The organism is Nitrospinota bacterium (assembly GCA_009873635.1).
GTDB lineage: Bacteria > Nitrospinota > Nitrospinia > Nitrospinales > VA-1 > LS-NOB.
Map to the genome: position 1 here is coordinate 90,799 of WAHY01000003.1, position 16,121 is coordinate 106,919.

Genomic DNA, 16,121 nt, shown 5'->3' on the forward strand with positions numbered 1-16,121 from the left:
AAAAAGTGGCTATTTTTGGAAGCGATACAGGTAGCCAGGCTAAGATTTGATCGCTCTGAGAGCCATATTCCACCAAAAATATCAAGTCGAGATGTGGCTTCAACAACTTATAAATTAAGGATTTCCCCCATTGTCAGACGACCAACAATAAAGTTGACTGTTTTGGATTATGTGTTAAGATTTTTAGCGGTAGGTTTTAATAGGTTTTGCCCTCGATAACAATTATTAATTGATTTATTGAACGGTTTATCTGCATCTCAGTACCTTTCTGAAGGTAAAAAGCTGGTTGAAGAAGGGATACTGAATCTTTTGCCCGAGGAGACGGCCTATCCTGAAGTCATCCATAAAGCGATGCACTACAGTCTCCTGGCAGGAGGGAAGAGGTTACGCCCTGTTTTGGTGATGGCCGCTGCAGAGGCGGTAGGGGGAGACCGGAAAGCAGTTTTGCCATTTGCAGTAGCTGCTGAATTGATTCACACGTATACCCTGATTCACGACGATCTCCCTGCTTTGGATAATGATGACCTGCGAAGGGGGAAACCTACAAACCATAAAGTTTTTGGTGAGGCTGTAGCGATTTTAGCGGGCGATGCGTTACTCACTGAAGCTTTTATTCTGATGACCCGGTCGGCGGGGATGGAGTCGGTTCCGCCAGAGTGTATTCTTAATGCAAGTCATGAGATGGCTTCAGCATTAGGGTCTAAAGGTATGATAGGCGGTCAGGTGGTTGACCTTGAGTCAGAGGGTAAACCTATCGACGCGGAAACCCTGGAATATATTCATATTTATAAAACAGGGTTTTTGATTAGAGCTTGTATCCGGTGCGGTGGTATGCTTGGACAGGCCACTTCCCGTCAATTGAAAGCATTGTCCCGTTATGGAGCACATATCGGATTGGCTTTCCAGATTATTGATGACATTCTCGATATTACAGGGGATGAAAAACAACTGGGTAAGGAAATAGGGAGCGACCTGGATAAAGACAAGGCAACTTACCCGGCTCTTTATGGGTTGGAAGAATCTCGCCGGAAAGCTGATCAGTTGGTAGAGGAAAGTTTGGTTTGTTTAGAAGAATTTGATGATCGGGCGGACCCTCTGAGGGAGATTGCCCGATTCTTTGTGCAGCGAACATTTTAATTGACTGGGACCCCTATGAGTAAGTTCTTAAGCCGTGTTGACAGTCCCGCAGATTTGAAAAAACTATCGATCGAAGAATTGCCTCTTCTTGCTCGGGAAATCCGTGACATGTTATTAGAGTCCATTTCTGAGACCGGTGGACATCTCTCTTCAAATCTGGGCGTAGTTGAACTGACTTTGGCAATGCATTACGTCTTTAATAGCCCAAAGGATAAATTTATCTGGGATGTGGGGCATCAGTCTTATGTCCATAAATTGTTGACTGGAAGAAAAGACAGGTTCAATACCCTTCGCCAGCATGAGGGTTTGAGTGGCTTCACTAAACGAGAAGAAAGTGAACACGACCACTGGAATTGCGGGCACGGAGGAACTTCTATTTCTGCAGCGCTTGCATTTGCGAAGGCCAGGGATCTTAAAAACGAAGATAATGATGTGATTGCCGTGATTGGAGATGGTTCTCTGACTGCGGGAATGGCTTTTGAAGGACTTAACCATACCGGCCATATTCAAAATGATATGATCGTTGTGCTCAATGATAATGAAATGTCCATCTCTGCTAACGTTGGTGGAATGTCTGCGCATCTCAGTAAGATCATGACTGGGCAGGTTATGTTGAAAATCAAGCAGGAGGTGGGTCAGCTCCTGTTGGCTGTTCCAGGCATTGGCAAGGAAATCAACCGGTATGCGCATAAGATTGATGAGGCCATTAAAGGTGTTTTCATTCCAGGTCGTCTGTTTGAAGACCTGGGCTTTCGTTATGTTGGGCCCATTGATGGCCATGATGTTAAAGCCTTGACAGAATCCTTCAGTACTGTAAAGGATTTGGAAGGTCCTACCTTGATGCATGTTATTACCCGTAAGGGTAAAGGATATGAGCAGGCAGAAGAGAAGGCGGATGTCTGGCATGGTGCCAAACCTTTCAATGTTTCTACTGGAGAATTTCATAAGAAGAAGGCCAACCCTGCTTATACAAATGTATTTGCGGATGCGCTGATTCAACTGGCGGAAGAAAACGAAAAAGTTGTTGGTATTACAGCGGCGATGCCGGACGGGACAGGGATCAGCAAGTTTGGCAAGGTGTTTCCGGAAAGGACATTTGATGTCGGCATGGCTGAACAGCATGGCGTAGCTTTTGCCGGAGCTCTCTCGATTGAGGGATTTCTTCCAGTGGTAGCTATTTACTCAACTTTCTTGCAGAGGGCATACGACCAGGTGGTTCACGATATTTGCCTGATGAACCTCCCTGTTACGTTTGCCATGGACAGGGCAGGAATAGTTGGAGAAGATGGTGCTACGCATCAAGGGCTGTACGATATTGCGTTTCTCCGCACGTTACCAAACATGGTCGTCATGGCGCCAAAGGATGAAAATGAAATGAGGCATATGCTGAAAACAGCAATCAATCATCCTGGGCCAGCCGCTCTTAGATATCCACGTGGCCCCGGTTTGGGAATGCCTCTTGACCCTGAAATCAAAGAGCTTGAGATTGGTAAGGGAGAAGTCATCCGAGATGGATCGGACATCGCCATCATTGCATATGGCAATACTGTAGCCTGGGCTCAGGCCGTAGCGGAAAAATTTGAGAAAGAAGGTGTAAGTGTTGCCGTTATTAATGCCCGGTTTGCCAAACCTGTTGATAAAGATTTGATTGTCAAATACGCACTCAAAGCCAGATGTCTGATAACCACTGAGGAGCATTCCTTGAAAGGCGGCTTTGGGTCTGCTGTTCTGGAAGCTTTGCAGGAAGAAGAGATTTTCAACGTTCCTGTCAAGTGTATAGGGCTGGGTGATATGGTTCTCGAGCACGGAGCTCCTGCTATACAGCGTAAGATTTTAAAGCTGGACTCGGATGGTATGTTTGAAACCATTATGTCTTTTTATGGAGCGGTTGCCGAGATGGCGGCTTCTGGCAACGGAAAAGAATGGGTGGTCGATAATTGCAAGAAATCTCAATCTACGAATGGTGAAAAAGTTTCCTATTCTGGAAATGGTAAAAAAGCAGGCACAAAGGTAAAGCAACCTCTGAATGGCTAGAACTTCCCACGTTAAGCGCTCCACAAGCGAGACACAAATTGAGGTCAGCCTGAATCTTGATGGTACCGGGGTTCAGGATATTAAGACTCCTGTACCTTTTTTAGACCACATGTTGTCCCAATTGGCCAGGCACGGCTATTTTGACCTGACAGTAAAAGCCCAAGGCGACACTCACATAGACTTTCACCATACAGTGGAAGATATAGGGATCGCTGTTGGACAGGCTTTTAAGGAAGCATTAGGGGACAAAAAGGGAATAAGAAGGTTTGCGGAAGCCAATGTTCCGCTGAATGAAGCCTTGGCCCAATGTATTGTCGATATTAGTGGAAGGGCTTATTTTGTTTTTAACCTGGAACTTCCTAAAGCCAAGCTTGGTGAGTTTGATGTCGAGCTGGTTTCAGAGTTTTTCCAGGCATTTGCAGCGAACAGCGACACGACTTTGCATTTCAACTCACCCTATTGGAATAATCTTCACCATATAACAGAAGCTCTATTCAAATCCTTTGCCCGTGCTTTAGACTCAGCTTGCACGATGGACCCCAGGTCCGGAGATGTGCCCTCTACCAAAGGAACCTTATAGTTGATAGCTATAATTGACTACGGAATGGGTAATCTCCGTTCTGTCCAAAAAGGTTTTGAGGCAGTGGGTGCCGAGGCAATTATAACCAGTGATTCACAGAAAATTCTTTCAGCAAAATCTGTGGTGCTCCCCGGTGTTGGCGCATTCAAGGATTGCATGTCCAACCTTGAGAAGTTGAATCTCATTGATACTGTTCATCAATCTGTTAAGAGTGGTAAGCCGTTTTTGGGAATATGTCTCGGGTTGCAACTTCTGTTTAGTCAGAGCGAAGAATTTGGTCAGGTTAATGGGTTGGGTATTCTTCCTGGAAAAGTAGTGGGGTTTAAAGATGCTCAGCCCAAATCTGACTCTGGTGAACCATTAAAAATTCCCCATATGGGATGGAACACGGTTCATGCAGTCTCCGGCAATCCATTGTTTGACTCGGTGGCAGATGATTCCTATTTTTATTTTGTGCATTCTTATTATATTGTCCCGCAAAACCACGAAATTGTTGCAACAACAACTCAGTACGGGATCGAGTTTACCTCTGGCATCCATCACGAAAACATTCACGCGTTTCAATTTCACCCGGAAAAAAGCCAACGATTGGGTCTCACCCTTCTGAAAAACTTTTCTAAGCTTCAGCACTAACTATGTGAATTAGGGCTTAAGCCCATTAAGTTTGGTCCAGTCGAGTAAACCATGCCTCAACTTGGAAAACTACTATCCTTAAAGACATCTTGTTATCTGACGGGGATAATACTTTCCCTTATTACCATGTTTCTTTGGGGGGTTCTGCCAATTTTTCTCAAAATTTCCCTTCAGGATTTTCAAGCTGGTACGATCTCCTGGTTCCGGTTTTTATTTGCATTTCTTGTCCTAGCAATAATTCTGCAATGGAAAATGGATCAACCATTTTATATCCTTAGAAAACCTCCATGGATGGGAATCCTTGGCGGTGCCTGCCTTTCTGCGAATTATTATTGGGTAACATTGGCGGTGGAATTGAGCGGACCTTCAAATATGGCGGTTCTGATTCAAACTGCCTCGGTATTTCTGGTATTGGCAGGTGTTTATGTATTCAATGAGCGTTTGGCACTTAGACAGATTCTGGGTATCTTCATCGTTGTAAGCGGTCTTTCCTTGTTTTTTCATGATCAACTAAGCCGAATTCAAGATGCAAGCGACTATTACTTCGCTGACTTTTTAATTGTCACGGCGGGTTTGATTTGGGTGGGATATATGGTCTCACAAAAATTTCTAAACCGACAATATGGAGCTCAATCCTTAAATCTTTTGGTTTATGGTGTTGCGACATTTACGTTGATAGGGGGAGTGGAATGGGTAGATTTTACCAGGGCTGGTATAACTGCCTGGTTGTCACTAATATTTTGTGGGGTCAACACTCTACTTGCTTATGGTGCTCTGGCTGAAGCGGTTAAATATCTTCCCCTGGCCTTGATCAGTGTCATTATTAGTCTTAATCCGCTTATAACCCTTTTTGGAATGAGTATTCTCCCTAAAATGGGTTTTGCGGGTTTGCAAACAGAACCAGTTGGGGCATTGGGTTATTTAGGAGGAGTGATTGCTGTTTCTGGTGTGGTACTGGTGGTCTATCAAAGGGCAGCAACACCTTGAGAAAATTGTTTAAGGCGTTTAGGCTGTCTCGAGCCAATTTATCCAGTCAGCAGGAAATATTTATAGCTCCCAGCGATATATGTTACAAATGACTGCTATCCGAAGGAGGAAGTAAGCACGAACTTGATTGCACTCCGACAGCTTTTTTCGCTAATGAGACTTATTGCTCTCTGGCCGAATCCCGGTTACAACACCTGTTGGGATTGCGTCGATTCTGAAATGGCGTATATCGGAAGCACCGGTTCCCTTAAGCCATTCTATTTTTTCCTGGACGGGGTGTGCTCTACCTCCTTCCGTCAACATGCCAATATTCAAACTGAACAAGGTATCACCCAGCGGTCCAGTCTGATTTTCATCGGTACAGAAACCGTGGATAACAATACGACCGCCCGGTTTAACAGCTTGCACTGCTTTAGTGACCAGGGCCCGGCTCATGTCAGCATCATACATGTGCAGGATATTTGCCATGAGTACCAGGTCGTATTGGCTGTCACCCAGGTCATCTTTATGAAAATCTCCTGCCTTAGTATTAACTCGATCTTGTAACCGGTAGGACTCTATATAGTTTTTGGCGACTTTCAGGACCGGCGCGATATCGAATACGGTCGCTTTAAGATGGCTGTGAAGTTTGCACCACTCGAGTGAATAAGTTCCTGGCCCACCCCCTATATCCAGCATTGTGTTTGCATCACCCACAGGAATTTCGCGTGCAATCATCCAGGTCGCTTTGAGTGCCTTGTCGTGCATGGCATCGGTGAATGCCCTCATTTTGTGAGGGTCACCGCCAAGCATTTCCATAATACTTTTAATTAGAATACCGGATTTGATAAAAGTAGAAAGTTGTCCCCAAATCGGGAAAAGGTCCGCTGAGAGCTGGATCCACTGCTGAAGAGAATGACTGCCGCCCGTTGTTAAATATTCATGGGCGGACTCTGGTAGATGATAGTTTTGATTTTCTTTGGAGATAATTTCTAATGAAGTCAGGGCATTGAGCAATCGTTCGGTGGCTTCAGGGTTCAGGTTTAAATCACTTGCGACCTGCCCGGCAGTTATTGGATTAGTGAGTTTATCGAACAGCTTTAATTCGTTAGCCGCCATAACTACACATGCTGGCTGGTAACCTTCCAGAATTTTACCTATCATTTTATCCATTTCCATTGCGGATACTTTTCTATTACTTACCGGTTTCTGGTCTTCATTGCCCGGTCAATTTCTCGATCAGATTCGCGCTTTTTGATGGTGGCGCGTTTGTCGTAAAGTTTTTTTGCTTTAGCAATACCTAAATCTACCTTGGCTTTCCCGTTTTTAAAATAAACTTTAAGAGGAACCAGGGTGCACCCTTTTTCCTGTGTCTTTCCAATGAGCTTATTTATTTCCTTTTTATGCAAGAGCAGTTTCCGTTTTCTCATTGGATGGTGGTTGAACTGGGTGGCTGGGGTATATGCATCAATATGAAAATTGAGCAACCAGGCTTCTTCACCTTCAATCAGGGCATAACTGTCGACGAGATTTGCTTTGCCATTTCTCAGGGACTTCACCTCAGTACCTTTCAACACAATTCCTGCCTCCATCGAGTCTTCAATAGAATAGTCGTGCCGGGCCTTTTTGTTTTGGCATATGATTTTGATGTCGTTCACGATAAATAACCTGGTAGGCGGGCTCTACTTTGTGAGCCTTCCACAAAAGTGACCTAGTTGGCTTTCAATGTTACGGATTGTCCAATTCGTGCTTTTAATTTTTTCCTGGCGTTGTCTTCTCGATAGAAAATTTCCAGATGATTCCAGCTATTAATGATAGCCCCGGGTTGTCCAGGTTTCATCTGGTAATAACCGGTTACGAGGCCATCAATACGATGTTTTCCTATTTGTACTTTTATTGCGTCGGAAGCACTAAAGGTTTCCTGGATAATATCTGAAGAAAAACTGGTGGTGAGATTGCCGAAGTGATCTATATGGATAATCTCACCGTGAAGCGTTGATCCTTTTAGTGTGGGTTGTGGGAGATCAATGCGTACCGGTTTCAATACTCTGGGTCCAACTTTGGAATGCTGGACTCCACTGGCAATCCACCCTGCACAGGGAGCAAATACATCACGTCCATGAAATGTATTGGAGACATTTCTATGAATATATTTTTTATTGGTGATTTCGTAGGCTCTGCTTTCACGGAAGAGGACTGGGGTGAGCACCCCATTATCAGGCCCGACAAAAGTCTGGAATTTGGACTGTACCACCATGGCTCTTCTGATTACCGGACCAGGGCCACCTGGTTTTTTTTCAGATGATTTTCCAGAACTCTTTTCTTTGTTCGTAATGTTACCTCCTACACCTGGATCAACAACAACTACGTGAACGGTTTTTCTGGGAAACCAGGGATAGGCGGCGTTCAGGATCAAAGCCGCCTGCGTGATATTCTGTGGCTCAATTTCATGCGTTATGTCTACAATCTGGGCATCGGGCACAATGTTTAAAATGACCCCTTTCATGATACCGACAAAAGGATCATCGAGGCCAAAATCGGTGGTGAGGGTGATTACTGGACGCATCCCGTGACCCTGGTTTGAGAAACGCTGTTTATGGTGACTGGCACTAATCTGTTCTTTAAAGAGTCACTGCCTTCAAAAGTGAGTGGAATGTAATTGCCAGTATGTCCTTTGAGCCACCCGGATTTTGTATCGCGTTGATTTTCAACCAGGACGGTTTCCTGTTTACCTAAAAAACTCTCGCGGATCCTTTGAGATTTTTTATTGACCAATTGGGTCAGAATCTGGTTTCTTTGCTTTTTTATGTTTCCGGGAACATTGTCTTTTAGTTGATGAGCTTCTGTGCCCCGGCGTGGTGAGTAAGAAAAAACATGCAGATAGGAGAATGGTAATTGCTCTATGAGGCTGCGGGTATTCTCAAATTCTTCTTCAGTTTCACCAGGAAAGCCAACAATAACATCTGCTCCAAGGCCCAGCCCTGGAATAATATTGAGTGCACGTTCTGCTACTTCGAGATATTGTTCCCTGTTATAATTTCTACGCATAGATTTCAAGATTCTATCATCTCCACTTTGCAGTGGAATATGAAGGTGTGAACATAGTTTTTCAGATTCAGCGATTAGTCGCATGAGGTCGCTGTCTATCTCCATTGGATTGATAGAGCTCAGCCGGACTCGAAAATTTCCCGGAATTTCAACGATTTCCTGAACCAGGGAAGAAAATGTTTCCTTCCTATCCATGCCCCAGGTTCCCAGATTAATTCCAGTAAGGGTGATTTCCTTAAATCCTGAGCCGATCGCCTCATGAATGTTGGATATGATATTTTCTCTCGAATCACTGATTGATTTTCCCCGGGCTTTAACAACTGTGCAGAATGAGCATTTTTCATCACAACCTGTTTGGATTTTAATGAAAGCCTTGGTCATTCCTTGAAAATTATTTACAGGAATGGTTCTAAATATCCGATCTTTGTAAATGTCAGACATGATGATTTCAGTGTCTGAGCTTTTCAACCAAGGTGATTCTGGATTTAATAGCTTATATTTTAGAAGATTAGCGATTTCCAACTTGTCTGCATTCCCTAAAACGATATCCAACCCGTCTAATTTGGAAGCTTCTTTAGGATTTAACTGGGCGTAGCATCCGGTGAATACGACTAGAGCTTCAGGATTGATGGCCAGGGATTTTTTAACGGCAAGACGGGAACTATAATCACTCCGTTGGGTCACTGTGCAAGTATTGATTACATAGGCATCGGCTTTTTCTTTACCCGTGACGATAGAGAAACCCTCTTGTTCAAGCAGGGTCTGCATCTCCGCAGTATCGTGCTGGTTGGTCCGGCACCCCAATGTAACGCAAGCGACTTTCATAATTTAAAAATGGTGTGAAAAGTTCTTCTTTAAAAGAAATTATTCTTCATCTTAGACCATGAATTGGAGAGGAATCAACTTGTAATTGCATGGTTTTAAAAAGTCTACGAGTCCCTACTTGACCGTTAGATTTGAGTTTGTTACTATCCCCGCATTCAGCCATTCGTGTCTTTGGGGAGGACGTCAATATTATTAAATTTTGGAAGAAATGAAGCCTCCTGCTATGAAGAAAACCCAGAAACAAGTCACTACATTCCTTGAAAAATGGTTAGATAAATCCATCCGGCAATACGTTAGCGCAATGGATGAAAAAAATAATGGTCATCTGCATGAATTGATCATGGGAGGCATTGAAAAACCGCTGGTTGAGATCGTTTTGAAGGAAACGGGCGGCAACCAGACTCAGGCTGCGAATATTCTGGGGATTAACCGCAATACTTTAAGGAAAAAAATCTCAGAATATAAAATTAAATGCAACAACAAGACCTAGCGGTCATTATATTAGCAGCGGGCAAGGGGACCCGCATGAAATCTTCTCTAGCCAAAGTTCTTCTGCCTGTTGCTGGCCACCCGCTTCTTCACTATGTACTTGATCTTTCTTCCAAACTAAAACCTGCTCGTACAATCGTAGTGGTGGGTCATCAGGCTGAACAGGTTCAGGATGCTTTTGCAGATCGGGATGTTGAGTTTGTCGTTCAGCATGAGCAATTAGGTACGGGGCATGCCGCACAACAGGCAAAAGAGAAGCTGGAAAACTTTAAAGGGCTCGTTTTGGTGTTATGTGGAGATATGCCATTGATTCGTGCAGGCACCCTGCAAAAAATGATTGCAGGGCATAAGGAAAGCGGAGCTAAATGCACGATGCTGACTCTTAAAAGCAGTGGACAGCATGATTTTGGCAGGATCATTCGCGACGACAAAGGCTCGGTATTAAGAATCGTTGAATTTAAAGACGCTTCGGTTGCTGAGAAAAAAGTTGACGAATTTAACTCCGGGGTATATTGTTTTGATAATGAGTTGTTTTTTAAGGCCTTAGGGGTTATTGATGTGGATAATGCTCAGGCAGAATACTATTTAACCGATACAATAGAATATCTGGTTCAAAAGGGGCATCTTGTTCGGGCAACTCAGACTCATGATACGAACGAGATATTGGGAATTAACTCTCCAGATGATTTGGACCGGGCGGAACAGCTGCTGAAGATTCGTCAACAGCCTTAATAGCTAACTTAATCCTACCTTAATCAGGATCTTCTCAAATGAAAGCCATAATCCTTGCCGCAGGTGAAGGTACTCATCTCAGCCCATTTTCAGAAACTCGGCCTATTTCAATGGTTGGGGTTGCAGGGCGTACTTTAATGAATAATACATTTGATTTGCTTAAAAGCGCGGGAATCAGCGATATCTTTGTGGTGGCAGGTCATAAAAAAGAAAAGGTGTTGGAACAACTTCAAGAGCTTAACAACAATGGCTTGAACTTGCATCATGTTGAGCAAAAACGAAAACTTGGAATCGGGAATGCGGTGCAGCAGGTTAAAAGCAAAATACTGCCTGGAGAATATTTCTTGCTGGCATATGGAGATATATTAACCGCGGAAAATATTTTCAGTAAAACTTTGCAGTCTTTTCATTCTTTCAAATGCCCGATTGCTTCTATATGTCTTCCCCCCTCCAACCAGATGTTTGGCAATGTTTTCCTGAATGCTCGTATGGAGATCACAAAAATTATTGAAAAGCCGAAAGGCAATAACCTTGGGAACTATGTTTTATCGGGTGTTTTTATTTTGCCGGCTTCTTTTTTTAACTTGCTCGAATCTTCTGGAAACTCTATGGAGAAGGCATTGAAAAAAGTGGTCTCGGGTGATGGGCTCCGTGCTTCAATGTGGGAGGATGACTGGCTGGATGTGGTTTATCCATGGGAAATTTTGATGGCAAACAGGATGATCATGGACTCGTGGCAAGAAACCTCTATTGCCAAGACGGCAACGCTTGAAGCAAATGTGACTCTCCAAGGGGTTGTTCGTGTTGAAGATGGGGCGATCATTAAATCGGGCGCTGTGCTGGAGGGGCCTTGTTGCATAGGAGAGGGAAGCTATATCGGCAACAACTCCCTTGTCAGAAGTTATACTTCAGTTGCAAAAAATTGTTCAGTGGGAAGTGGTGTGGAATTAAAAAACTGTGTGGTGATGGATAATACACAGATAGGCAGACTTTCTTTTATCGGGGATAGCGTGCTGGGTGAAAATGTGGATATGGGAGCAGGATGCATGACCGTGAACCGTAACGTGGACTGGAAACCGATTTCTGTGAAAAATGGAAAAAGATCCATTATAACGGGTATGAAAAAACTGGGTGCTTTTTTAGGTGACGGGGTTGTTGTTGGAGCTGGAAACACTCTTAAACCCGGAACGGTGATTGCGCCGGGTAAAATGATTCCCGCTTGTTACTCTGTGAAATAATTAATAACAGGACGATTATGTGCGGCATCAGCGGAGCAGTTGGTTTAAAAAATATTTCTGACCTTCTTTTCGAGGGTATCAGGAATCTTGAATACAGGGGGTATGACTCTTGTGGTGTTGCTCTGATGAATAAAACAGGTCTCCTTATCAAAAAAGACATAGGAGGCGTGGAAGAGTTTTATCGCAAACACAATGTCCTGCAACATAAAAGTAAGATAGGTATTGCCCATACACGCTGGGCCACTCATGGAAAAGTAACTCAGGAAAATACCCACCCTTTTACATCTCGCAATAAAAACTTTGCAGTAGTCCATAATGGGATTATCTCAAATTATCGACCTTTGAGAGATCAGCTCCAAAAAGAAGGTTTCAAGTTTTCGTCCGAAACGGATACTGAGATTCTGGCGCACCTTTTGGAAAAATTTTACAAACGTAGCCGCAATGTCGAGAAAGCTTTTGTGAAAATGCTGAATGTCATTGAGGGAACCTATGCGATAGCGTTTATTTCATCATACCTTCCGGATCAGATCTTTTGCGCTAAAAAAGAATCTCCCCTGATGCTGGGAATTGGTGATGAGATTAAATTTATTGGTTCAGATTTTAATGCTTTTATTGATCACACTAAAAATGCGGTGATTCTTGATGATGGGGAATATGCGATTCTTTCTCGGGACACTTATGTCGTGAAAGATCTTTTAAGCAAAGAAGAAGTCACTAAACCCATTGCTAAGATTGAATGGGACAGCGAAACATCAAAAAAAGGTGGTTATCCTCATTACATGCTTAAGGAAATTTATGAGCAGCCTCAAACTATTTCAAATGCTCTAGACCTTGAGGCCTCGGGACTGGATGAGGTTGTTAAGTTGTTTGAAAAATCAAAGTCCTCTTATTTGCTTGGAGTGGGTACGACCTTTTATGTTGCGAAATATGCCAAATATGTTTTTTCCCAGTTGGCCCGGGAGTTTTTCCCTTCTGTAAGCTCTGATGAATTTATGTCGCTGGCTAATTTGGATAAACACTCACTGGTTTTTTCGGCTTCGCAATCTGGTGAAACCTTTGACACTTTATCTGCGTTAAAGCATGCTAAATCAAAGGGAGCCAGCACAGCGGCAGTTGTCAATGTTATGGGTTCATCCATAGCCCGGCTGGTTGATAGAGTCATTTTGCAAGGGTCAGGACCTGAGATATGCGTGATCAGCACCAAAGCGGCTTTATCTCAAATGGTTGTGCTCACCTTGTTGGCCATGAAGCTTTCTTTAAAAAAGAAGATCATCTCAAGAAAGGTTTATGATAAGCATTTGCAGTCTTTGCGGGAACTGCCGGAAATTATTCAGGGTATATTAAATGAACGTTCTGGTTTCATTCATCGTCTGGCTCATAAATATTCAGGAACCCGCAACTGGCTTTATTTGGGTCGGGGGGTTTATTATCCAATTGCCCTGGAAGCAGCTTTAAAAATGAAAGAGGTGGCCTATGTCCACGCAGAAGGAATGCCAGGTGGATTTCTGAAGCACGGAACACTGGCAATGATTGACGATGATGTTTCTTCGATTGTATTTATCCCTCCCCAGGAAGATAAAGTTCTTTATGAAGCCACGATGTCCTCTGTAGAGGAAATTCGAGCACGGTCAGGTTTTGTTCTTGGAATTCACTTTAGCGAGCAGGGCAAAAACCCGGATTTATATAGTGAAGAACTAATCCTTCCCAAAGTACCTCCTTTGACAGCCCCTCTGATTCAATTGGTCATTGGACAATTATTTGCATATTTTACTGCCACATCCCTTAAGCGCAATATTGATAAACCCCGATCTCTTGCCAAATCCGTAACTGTGGGCTAAAGATATTCCAATATTTTATTGCCATGGTTTGAAGCGGTTTGTTACATTAGTCCTTTCCTTTATTAACTTTTTTCTTACATGGTAGTGAGACTTTTATGACTGATAAAACTGCAACAGCATTATCTATAGCCGGCTCAGACTCGGGGGCTGGTGCCGGTATACAAGCCGATCTAAAAACCTTTTCTGCTCTAGGAGTGTTTGGTAAAACAGTGGTTACCTCAATCACTTCTCAGAATACCCTTGGTGTTCAGGCTGTTGATGATTTGCCGGTTAGCGTTGTGGAGAGCCAGTTGAAATCTATCTTTTCAGATGGCAAGTGTCAGTCTGTGAAAACAGGTATGTTGGGTAATGAACATATTGTTGAGAAGGTATCTTCGCTGATAAAGCGCTACAGGATTAAAAACCTGGTTGTTGACCCAGTTATTATTTCCTCGTCAGGACATAAACTACTGACCACTGAGGGGATAGATATGATGAAAGAGCGTTTACTGCCTCTTGCACATATTGTTACTCCCAACATCAGGGAAGCTGAAATTTTATCTGGTATCAAAATTCGTAACTTGGCAGACAGAAAACGTGCAGCACGGAAAATCCTTAAATCAGGTGCGCGCGCGGTAGTGATTACGGGTGGGCATCTGAAAGGAAAGCCAGAAGACCTCTTTTTGGATAAAAACGGAATGGAGATTTTAAGTTCAGAGAGATTCTCCCAATCCGATCCTCATGGTACGGGTTGTGTGTTTTCATCTGCAATCGCTGCTGGTTTAGCTTTTGGAAGGCAGACGTTACCCGCGGTCAAATACGCTAAGGACTTTGTTGGAAGGGCTATTCAAGGAGAAATGATATCAGGAAATGGCAAAGCAAGTGTCGAACCATTGTCCTTGCTGTACAGGGAGAATGAAAAAGCTCAGTTGTTGAAGGGGTTGCAAAAGGCGATCCAGCTTTTTAAAGATGAAAAAATAGGGTCATTGATCCCCGAAGTTCAAACCAATATTGGTTTGGCTCTCAGCGGGGCTAAATGTCATGAAGATGTCCTGGCCATCCCGGGGCGAATAATCAAAAATGGTGATGATATTTTTACAGGTGCAGAGCCTGAGTTTGGCGGCTCCCGTCATGTGGCCAATATCGTTCTAACTGTCATGCGCCATGACCCCGAAAAACGCGCTGTCATGAATATTAAATACACGGATGCGCTGTTAAAAGTTTGCAAACGTTTGCGGTTCAAAATTGCTACCTTTAGCAGAGCCGATGAGCCAAGGAAAGTAAGGGTGCGGGAAGGCTCCTCCCTGGAATGGGGAACCCAGAAAGCACTCACTGGCTATGGCTCTGTGCCGGATATTATTTATGATCTGGGTGGGATAAGAAAAGAAGAGATGATACGGGTCATTGCTGAAGATATTAGCTCATTGACAGACAAAATTTTGAAAATTCACCGACTATATAAAAAAATGCGGTAGTTTAAAAAATGGGTGTGGTTTTTTAGACGGGTTACGGGAAAGATAAAAACTACATTAAGGTTTTATCTATCATAATGTCAGATCTGTCTTTAATGTTGTCCACCCACTCCTGAAACATTTGCTGGCTTTTTTCCTTTTTGATCTGTTTGATGATTTTTTGTTCGCTCTCTTTATCAGGTTCTCCTGCTTCTTCCTTTCCTGTTCTTTTAAATAGATAGAATCGGTTCCTGATTTTCGTGGAGTCTGTGTCTCCTACTTTCATTGCCAAAGCTATTTCCTTTATTTGCTTGATGTTGCCAATCCCAGGTATTGAATCTGTCATACTAAAGAATGGGGTATGCTTGACGCTTAGATCCAATCCCTCAATGATTTTACCCAGGTCTTTTTCCTGCTTCAGCTTTTGTTCCAACTCTTTGAACTTGGTGGAGGTCAACTCCTCATTGACTTTTTCAGTCAGAGCCTGCTCGACAGTTTTTTTGACTTCTTGTAATTCTGGAATATGGGCTTCTTTAGTATCAGACAATTTTAAAATGAATGATGCCTCGGGTGTATTTATGGGTTGGCTGACCTGGTTTTTATCCATGCTGAAGGCCGTATTGAAAAATTGTGGTTGAGCACCTATTTCCGGGAGGTTGTGTTTTTCTCTTGAGAAAAATTCACTGATTGTTGCCTGAACCTGATACTTTTCTGCAACTGTTTTCAAGTCCCCACTTTTTTCAGCTTCCTGATGTATATGCCTGGCAGTTCTTCTGACTTTTTGTCTCGCCTTAATTTGTTTCAATGATTGAATGACTTGTTCGCGAACTTCTTCCAGGGGCTTGATTCGTTCTTCCTTCCTGTCATCCAGTTTAATTATGTGGTAGCCAAAAGGAGTTAATACTGGTTCACTTATTCCACCAATCTCAAGTTTGTCCAAAGCGGATTCAAAAGCAGAGACCATGGTTCCTTTTGGGAACTCACCCAGGCTTCCTCCCTGGGCTCCTGAAGCAGGGTCATCTGAATGTTTTTTTGCAACTTCTCCAAAGTCTGCACCCGCTTTAACTTTTTCGAGAAGTTCTGTCACCCTTGCTTTTGCTTTTTCTTCAGCCTGTTTTTGTTTTTCTTTATCAGTAGCCTCTGCCTCAATCTCTGAGGGCTTGATATGTGT

At 43.3% G+C, this 16,121-nt stretch carries 15 protein-coding genes; 10 read left to right on the forward strand and 5 right to left on the reverse strand.

What is annotated here, in order from left to right:
* Positions 1 to 309 precede the first annotated feature (309 nt).
* The 5 genes from F3741_03105 to F3741_03125 are packed head-to-tail and all read left to right on the forward strand — an operon-like array spanning position 310 to position 5,371.
* Positions 310 to 1,137: a polyprenyl synthetase family protein gene (locus F3741_03105; protein ID MZG29787.1), complete on the forward strand. Its 828-nt coding sequence runs from the start codon at positions 310 to 312 to the stop codon at positions 1,135 to 1,137.
* A 15-nt stretch (positions 1,138 to 1,152) separates the two neighbouring features.
* A complete protein-coding gene (gene dxs, locus F3741_03110) occupies positions 1,153 to 3,171 on the forward strand; it encodes a 1-deoxy-D-xylulose-5-phosphate synthase (GenBank protein ID MZG29788.1) in 2,019 nt (672 codons plus the stop codon).
* A complete protein-coding gene (hisB, locus tag F3741_03115) occupies positions 3,164 to 3,751 on the forward strand; it encodes an imidazoleglycerol-phosphate dehydratase HisB (protein ID MZG29789.1) in 588 nt (195 codons plus the stop codon). The genes dxs and hisB overlap by 8 nt, the downstream gene beginning before the upstream one ends.
* The gene (gene hisH / locus F3741_03120; GenBank protein ID MZG29790.1) at positions 3,752 to 4,384 is read left to right on the forward strand and encodes an imidazole glycerol phosphate synthase subunit HisH; all 633 of its coding nucleotides are present in this window, start codon (positions 3,752 to 3,754) and stop codon (positions 4,382 to 4,384) included.
* Positions 4,385 to 4,435: 51 nt separating this feature from the next.
* A complete protein-coding gene (locus tag F3741_03125; GenBank protein MZG29791.1) occupies positions 4,436 to 5,371 on the forward strand; it encodes a DMT family transporter in 936 nt (311 codons plus the stop codon).
* A gap of 150 nt (positions 5,372 to 5,521) precedes the next feature.
* Here F3741_03125 and F3741_03130 read toward each other — a convergent pair whose 3' ends face one another.
* The 4 genes from F3741_03130 to mtaB are packed head-to-tail and all read right to left on the reverse strand — an operon-like array spanning position 5,522 to position 9,223.
* On the reverse strand, positions 5,522 to 6,529 hold the full coding sequence (locus tag F3741_03130; GenBank protein MZG29792.1) for a methyltransferase: 1,008 nt from the start codon (positions 6,527 to 6,529) through the stop codon (positions 5,522 to 5,524).
* Between the two features lie 20 nt (positions 6,530 to 6,549).
* On the reverse strand, positions 6,550 to 7,008 hold the full coding sequence (gene smpB, locus F3741_03135) for an SsrA-binding protein SmpB (GenBank protein ID MZG29793.1): 459 nt from the start codon (positions 7,006 to 7,008) through the stop codon (positions 6,550 to 6,552).
* Positions 7,009 to 7,061: 53 nt separating this feature from the next.
* Complete coding sequence (locus tag F3741_03140; protein ID MZG29794.1) at positions 7,062 to 7,916, reverse strand: SAM-dependent chlorinase/fluorinase; 855 nt, start codon at positions 7,914 to 7,916, stop codon at positions 7,062 to 7,064.
* Entirely contained in the window at positions 7,904 to 9,223 is a 1,320-nt protein-coding gene (mtaB, locus tag F3741_03145) for a tRNA (N(6)-L-threonylcarbamoyladenosine(37)-C(2))-methylthiotransferase MtaB (GenBank protein MZG29795.1), read from the reverse strand. The genes F3741_03140 and mtaB overlap by 13 nt, the downstream gene beginning before the upstream one ends.
* Positions 9,224 to 9,446: 223 nt before the next feature.
* On the opposite strand from mtaB, the gene F3741_03150 reads away from it, so the two are divergent.
* The 5 genes from F3741_03150 (at position 9,447) to thiD (ending at position 14,974) form a co-directional block, all read left to right on the forward strand.
* On the forward strand, positions 9,447 to 9,713 hold the full coding sequence (locus F3741_03150; GenBank protein ID MZG29796.1) for a Fis family transcriptional regulator: 267 nt from the start codon (positions 9,447 to 9,449) through the stop codon (positions 9,711 to 9,713).
* Positions 9,695 to 10,444, forward strand: coding sequence for an NTP transferase domain-containing protein (locus tag F3741_03155; protein MZG29797.1), 750 nt, complete (start codon positions 9,695 to 9,697; stop codon positions 10,442 to 10,444). The genes F3741_03150 and F3741_03155 overlap by 19 nt, the downstream gene beginning before the upstream one ends.
* A gap of 38 nt (positions 10,445 to 10,482) precedes the next feature.
* Positions 10,483 to 11,682, forward strand: a complete 1,200-nt coding sequence (locus tag F3741_03160) for an NTP transferase domain-containing protein (GenBank protein MZG29798.1) — start codon at positions 10,483 to 10,485, stop codon at positions 11,680 to 11,682.
* Positions 11,683 to 11,699: 17 nt separating this feature from the next.
* Positions 11,700 to 13,520 carry a glutamine--fructose-6-phosphate transaminase (isomerizing) gene (glmS, locus tag F3741_03165; GenBank protein ID MZG29799.1) on the forward strand — a complete coding sequence of 607 codons (1,821 nt, stop codon included), beginning with the start codon at positions 11,700 to 11,702 and terminating at the stop codon, positions 13,518 to 13,520.
* A gap of 125 nt (positions 13,521 to 13,645) precedes the next feature.
* Entirely contained in the window at positions 13,646 to 14,974 is a 1,329-nt protein-coding gene (thiD, locus tag F3741_03170; protein MZG29800.1) for a bifunctional hydroxymethylpyrimidine kinase/phosphomethylpyrimidine kinase, read from the forward strand.
* A gap of 49 nt (positions 14,975 to 15,023) precedes the next feature.
* Here thiD and F3741_03175 read toward each other — a convergent pair whose 3' ends face one another.
* Positions 15,024 to 16,037 carry a hypothetical protein gene (locus F3741_03175; protein MZG29801.1) on the reverse strand — a complete coding sequence of 338 codons (1,014 nt, stop codon included), beginning with the start codon at positions 16,035 to 16,037 and terminating at the stop codon, positions 15,024 to 15,026.
* Between the last annotated feature and the right edge of the window lie 84 nt (positions 16,038 to 16,121).